The sequence below is a fragment of the Streptomyces niveiscabiei genome, assembly GCF_001419795.1.
GTDB lineage: Bacteria > Actinomycetota > Actinomycetes > Streptomycetales > Streptomycetaceae > Streptomyces > Streptomyces niveiscabiei.
Genome location: NZ_LIRL01000615.1, coordinates 1 through 5,373, shown reverse-complemented (window position 1 = coordinate 5,373; position 5,373 = coordinate 1). Strand labels below are relative to the sequence as shown.

The following is a 5,373-nucleotide window of genomic DNA, read 5'->3' as shown; positions in this document are numbered from 1 at the left end:
CTCCGCCGCCGACCTCACCCTCGTCGACCTCCACATGCGCGCCGAACTCGCCGCGTACGACACCGAGGGCTTCCAGGACCGCAGCCAGGCCGCCGAGATCGGCGCCCTGCGCGCCGTCGACCTCGCCAGCGACGCCAAGACCCTCACCAACGGACTCGTCCAACTCCTGTCCGCCGCCACGGTGTTGACGTCCCTGCATCCCCTGCTGCTCGGCGTGCTGCTGCTGTCCGTCGTCCCGCGCGGGCTCGGCGGTGTGATCGCCGCGCGCATCGACTACCGCGTCCACGACCGCACGGTCTCCGCGCGCACCGTGCGCGGCATGATGCGCTGGTGGCTCACCACGGCCGAACTCGCCGACGAACTGCGGGCCAACACCATGCGGCCGTACCTGCACTCCTGGTACCGGGCGATGTGCGACCGCGTCGAGGGCCGTGAACTCGCGGGCGCCCGGCCGTACTTGCTGGTCACGGCGCTCGCCGCGGCGCTGGGCGGGCTGTTCACGCTCGGCATGTGGGTGTCGCTGGCGGGCCTCGTGCTCGCCGGGGCGATGTCAACGGCCGTGGCCGGGACCGCCGTTGTCGCCTCGCAGACCGCCGGGCGCGCCCTCAACGCGATCATCCGGTACAGCACGGTGATGTTCCACCACGGCCTCTACCTCTCCGACTACCACGACTTCGTCGACGAGGTCCGCGCCACCACGACCGCACGCGGCATCGCGCAGGCCCCCGCACCGCGCAGCATCCGCCTGGAGGGCGCCGCCTACACCTACCCCGGCAAGGACACGGCCGCCGTCGGGCCGGTCACGCTCACCCTGAACCGGGGCGACGTCGTCGCGCTGGTCGGGGAGAACGGCGCCGGGAAGTCGACGCTGATCCGGATGCTGACCGGCCTGACCGTCCCCACCGAGGGCCACGTCCTCTGGGACGACACCGACTTGGCCGTCACGGACGCCGAGTCCGTGTGGCGGCACGTCGGGCTCGTCCCGCAGAAGAACGGGCACTGGCCGCTCGCCGCCCGCGAGAACATCACCCTCGGCCAGCCCCGCGAACACGGCGACGACCGGATCTGGGACGCCGCCCGCCGCGTCGGCATGGCCGAGGCGCTGACCGCCCTGCCGGAGAAGCTCGGCACGCTGCTCGCCCGCTCGGTCTGGGGCGGGCACGAACTCTCCGGCGGCCAGTGGCAGCGCCTGGCCTGCGCCCGCGCCCTCTACCGCGAACCCGCCGTTCTCGTCCTCGACGAGCCGACCAGCGAGATGGACGCGCGCGGCGAACACACCGTGTTCCGGGAGCTGCGCGCCCTCGCCCCCGACCGCATCACCGTCGTCGTCACCCACCGCCTCGACAACGTCCGCATGGCCGACCGGATCCTCGTCCTCGACCAGGGGCGCATCCGCGAACAGGGCACCTTCGACGACCTCGTGACCACGGAAGGGAGCCTGCTGGCCGAGCTGTACGCGCTGTCCCAGGACCGCTGACCGACGGAGGCGTGCCCCGAAGCGCGGGGCACGCCTCACCGCGCTCACCAGGAGTGCGCGACGTCCACCACGAGCCGCCCGTCCAGCTGGAGGACACGGAAGGGCAGCCGGGCGCGGGTCCCGAGCCCGAACTGGCTCTGTCCCTCGAAGGAGCCCGCGTACACGGCGTCGCGGAAGGTCGGGTACCCGACCGGCTTCGGCGCCGGACCCGGATAGGTCGGCGTCCCCGTCCACGGGTCGTACGCCGGTGCGCGCACGACGACTTCGAGGATCGCCCCGCCCGTCACCGGGACCGGCTCGCCGGAGGGGTCCTGGATGAGGGCGTCGACGTAGCGGACGCTGTACCCGAGGTCGCTCGCCGATGCGCCGGGGACGTCGACCACGAAACGGTCGTAGCAGTCGTGCGTCCCGATACGGACGTCGGTGATGAACTCGCCCGACGTGCTGGACCAGTTGTTCTTGGCGAGGCTGCCCCAACCGGTCGGACAGGCGACGGCCGCCCGCCCCGGCAGCTCCGCCGAGACGGCGGGCACGGCGGCGGCGCCGAGCGCCGCGGTCGTCAGTGCGGTGATCGTGATGGCAGTGCGTCGTAACACTTCTTCCCCCACGTGTTCAGGTGTCCTGCTGTGCGGGGTGAGACAGCCGGACCGGCCCGAAGGTTGTGCTGCGGGCACCGGCGAAAACCGTTGGCGCGACCGCCCGCCGCCCGCCACCATGACGCGCATGAGCGACACTCCCGAACGATGGACCCGGGCCACCGTCTACCCCGACATGTGGGTCGATCCGGACGACGACCCCCGCGAGGGCGACAGCCCGGACGGCGAACTGGCCACCCTGCTCGACTTCCTCTCGGGATACCGCCACACCCTGCGCATGAAATGCGACGGCCTGACCCCGCAGCAACTCGCGCACCGCTCGGTCCCCCCGTCGACGATGTCCCTGCTCGGCCTGGTCCGCCATCTCGCCGAGGTGGAGCGCGACTGGCGCGGCTGGATCGGAGAACCCCTCCCCAAGCTGTACGGCGCACGTGACGCCGACTTCGACGGCGCCATCCCCGACCAGACCGTCGTGGACGCCGCATACGCTGACCTCGAACGCGAACAAGCCGCCCTCGACGCCGAGTTGGCCGCCTTCACGGACCTCGGCCAGCGGGCGGGGGAGCGAGGTATCGCGATCCGGGAGCTGATGGTCCACCGGATCGAGGAGTACGCCCGGCACTGCGGACACGCGGACCTCCTGCGAGAACGGATCGACGGGCGCGTCGGGCAGTGAGGGGTGAGCGGGGCGCCGGCGGGGTTCCGGAAATAGCTCCGAAAGTTTCGGTGCCATCGTGATATCAGGGGCGCGGAACGGCCCGCGTCCCTACGATGAAGAGCTGAGACATCCGTTCGGCCGGTTCGACGGGGAGCCGGCCGGGTCGCCGATGCCAGGGACCGCTCCCCAGGTGTGGTGATCTTCCTGATCAGGAGGGGTCCCGCATGTTCCGACGTATGGGCGACACCGTCGTCCGGCATCCGGTCTGGACGATCGTGGCCTGGCTGATCGCGGCGGTGGCGATCGCCGCGACGGCCCCGAGTCTGCCGTCCAGCAGTGACGAGTCCAGCTTTTTGCCGAAGAGTTACGAGTCCATCAAGGCCGCGGACCTCCAGGAGAAGGCGTTCCCCAGCGCCTTCACGCCGTCCGCGATCGCCCTGTTCCAGCGCGACGACGGCGGGAAGCTGACCGCCGCCGACAAGCGGGACGTCACCCGGATCACCCGGGAACTGGGCGCGAAGAAGATCGACCAGGTGCAGAAGGTCGTCGAGGGCCAGCCCTCCGAGGACGGCCGCTACACGATGACCCTGGTCCAGATGGACAGCAAGAACGCCGGCCAGCCGAAACAGGCGGACGCGGCGAAGATCCTGCGCGACGACGTCAAGGCGCTCGCCCGGGGCACGGACCTCCAGGTCAAGCTGGGCGGCTCGGCCGCGCAGGCCCTCGACCAGCAGGACTCCTCCAAACGCGGTGAGGCGCTCATCGGCATCGGCACGTTCGTGATCATCCTGGTCACGCTGCTGATCATCTTCCGGGCGCCGATCCTGGCGGTCCTCCCGCTGATCCTGATCGGCATCGTCGCCGCGATCGCCAACGCGCTCATCGCGTACGCCACGAAACTCTTCGACCTCCAGGCCAACAGCTCGATCTCGTCGATCCTCATCGTCGTGCTGTTCGGCGTGGGCACCGACTACTTCCTGTTCCTGATGTTCCGCTACCGGGAACGCCTGCGCGCCGGGGACGAACCCAAGCAGGCCATGGTCAACGCGGTCGCCCGGGTCGGCGAGGCCATCGCGTCGGCGGCCGGCGCCGTCATCATCGCGTTCCTCGCGCTGGCCCTGTCCACGCTGGGCTTCCTCAAGCAGATGGGCCCCGCGCTGGCCATCGCGGTCACCGTCACCCTCATCGCGGGCCTCACCCTGATCCCGGCGGTCGTCTCCCTCATCGGGCCGCGGATCTTCTGGCCGTCCAAGTCCTGGCGGCACGAACCCTCCGACGCCCGCTTCGCCGCCCTCGGCCGGGGCGTGCAGCGCCGGCCCGCGCTGACCGCCGCGCTCTCCGGGCTCGTCCTGGTCGCGCTGTCGCTCGGCACGCTCGGCTACAAGGCGACCTTCGACCTGGCCTCGGGGTCCATGCCGAAGACCAAGGAGTCGATGGTCGTCCAGGACGAGATGGGCACGGCGTACTCGGCGGGCGCCGCCGCGCCGACCGACGTCTACCTCTCCAGCACCGACGGCCGGCCCCTCGACCGGTCGGCCTTCGCGCCGTACGCCGAGAAGCTCGGCGCCGTCGACGGGGTGGCCAGCGCCAAGATGACGCAGACCAACACGGACGGCACGACCGCGGACTTCACCGTCACCCTCAAGTACGAGGCGTCCACCGACAAGGCGCTGGAGACGGTCGGCAAGGTGCGCTCGGTCGCCCACGACGAGGCGCCCGAGGGCACCGACGCCCTGGTGGGCGGCATGTCGTCGATCTACAAGGACATCCAGGCGGCCGTCAACCACGACTACCGCACGGTGTTCCCCGTCGCCGCCTTCCTGATCATGGTCATCCTGGGCTTCCTGCTGCGCAGCGTCGTCGCGCCCTGGTACCTGATCGCCTCGGTGGGACTCGGGTTCGGCGCGACCCTCGGCGCCACGGTCTGGATCTTCCAGGACATGCAGGGGCACTCGGGGCTGATGTTCATGCTCCCGGTGATCATGTATCTGTTCGTCGTCGCCATCGGCACCGACTACAACATCCTCATGATCGCCCGGCTCCGCGAGGAGGCCCGCGAGGGCCGCAGCCCCCGCGAGGCCGCCGGGATGGCCCTGCGCCACGCCGGACCGACCGTCGCCGCCGCCGGGTTCATCCTCGCCGCGACCTTCGCCACGATGATGCTCGCGGGCAACTCCCTCCTCACGGAGATGGGGTTCGCGGTCTCCTTCGGCATCGCGATCGCCGCGTTCGTCATGGCGATGTTCTTCACGCCCAGCCTCACCGCCCTCATCGGCCACGCGGCCTGGTGGCCGGGTCACGCCGACCGCGCGGTCACCCCGCAGCCGGACCCCGGCCGCACGGGCGGCACCCCCGTCCGCGACACGGCGGGGCGGCGCGAGTAGAACGGGATGCTTCGGCCCCGGGTCGCTGGGTACCCGGGGCCGATGAACACGACAAGCCTGGGCACGGCGGCCGTCGTCCTGTGCGGCCTGCTCCTGACCGCCGCCCTGGTGTGGGCCGTACGGCTCGGCACCCGGGTGCGCAGACGCGAACAGTCACCGGGCCGGCTCCCGCCCCAGGAACCGGTCCGGCGGCCGGTCGACGAGTCCGAGCACCGTCAGACGCGGGAGCCGGACGAGATGCCCCGCATCCCCGACGAC

5 protein-coding genes are annotated in these 5,373 nt (G+C 71.2%); 4 read left to right on the top strand and 1 reads right to left on the bottom strand.

Annotation, left to right across the window (positions count from 1 at the left end; all coding sequences use genetic code 11):
- Positions 1-1,477: ATP-binding cassette domain-containing protein (locus tag AOK24_RS28105; protein WP_055722850.1), on the top strand; the 1,477-nt coding region annotated here is incomplete at its 5' end.
- Positions 1,478-1,521: 44 nt separating this feature from the next.
- Here AOK24_RS28105 and AOK24_RS28100 read toward each other — a convergent pair.
- A complete protein-coding gene (locus tag AOK24_RS28100; protein WP_079057028.1) occupies positions 1,522-2,073 on the bottom strand; it encodes an AMIN-like domain-containing (lipo)protein in 552 nt (183 codons plus the stop codon).
- 118 nt (positions 2,074-2,191) lie between these two features.
- On the opposite strand from AOK24_RS28100, the gene AOK24_RS28095 reads away from it, so the two are divergent.
- The 3 genes from AOK24_RS28095 to AOK24_RS28085 all read left to right on the top strand — a co-directional run.
- Positions 2,192-2,749: a DinB family protein gene (locus AOK24_RS28095; RefSeq protein ID WP_055722849.1), complete on the top strand. Its 558-nt coding sequence runs from the start codon at positions 2,192-2,194 to the stop codon at positions 2,747-2,749.
- 206 nt (positions 2,750-2,955) lie between these two features.
- Positions 2,956-5,115: an MMPL family transporter gene (locus AOK24_RS28090; protein WP_055722848.1), complete on the top strand. Its 2,160-nt coding sequence runs from the start codon at positions 2,956-2,958 to the stop codon at positions 5,113-5,115.
- Positions 5,116-5,157: 42 nt separating this feature from the next.
- The coding region (locus tag AOK24_RS28085; protein ID WP_240554155.1) for a DUF6479 family protein at positions 5,158-5,373 on the top strand (216 nt) is incomplete at its 3' end.

What these genes read in the sequence shown, in the direction of transcription:
- AOK24_RS28095 (WP_055722849.1), top strand. Translation starts at nt 2,192, where the DNA reads ATGACGCGCATGAGCGACACTCCCGAACGATGGACCCGGGCCACCGTC.
- AOK24_RS28090 (WP_055722848.1), top strand. Translation starts at nt 2,956, where the DNA reads ATGTTCCGACGTATGGGCGACACCGTCGTCCGGCATCCGGTCTGGACG.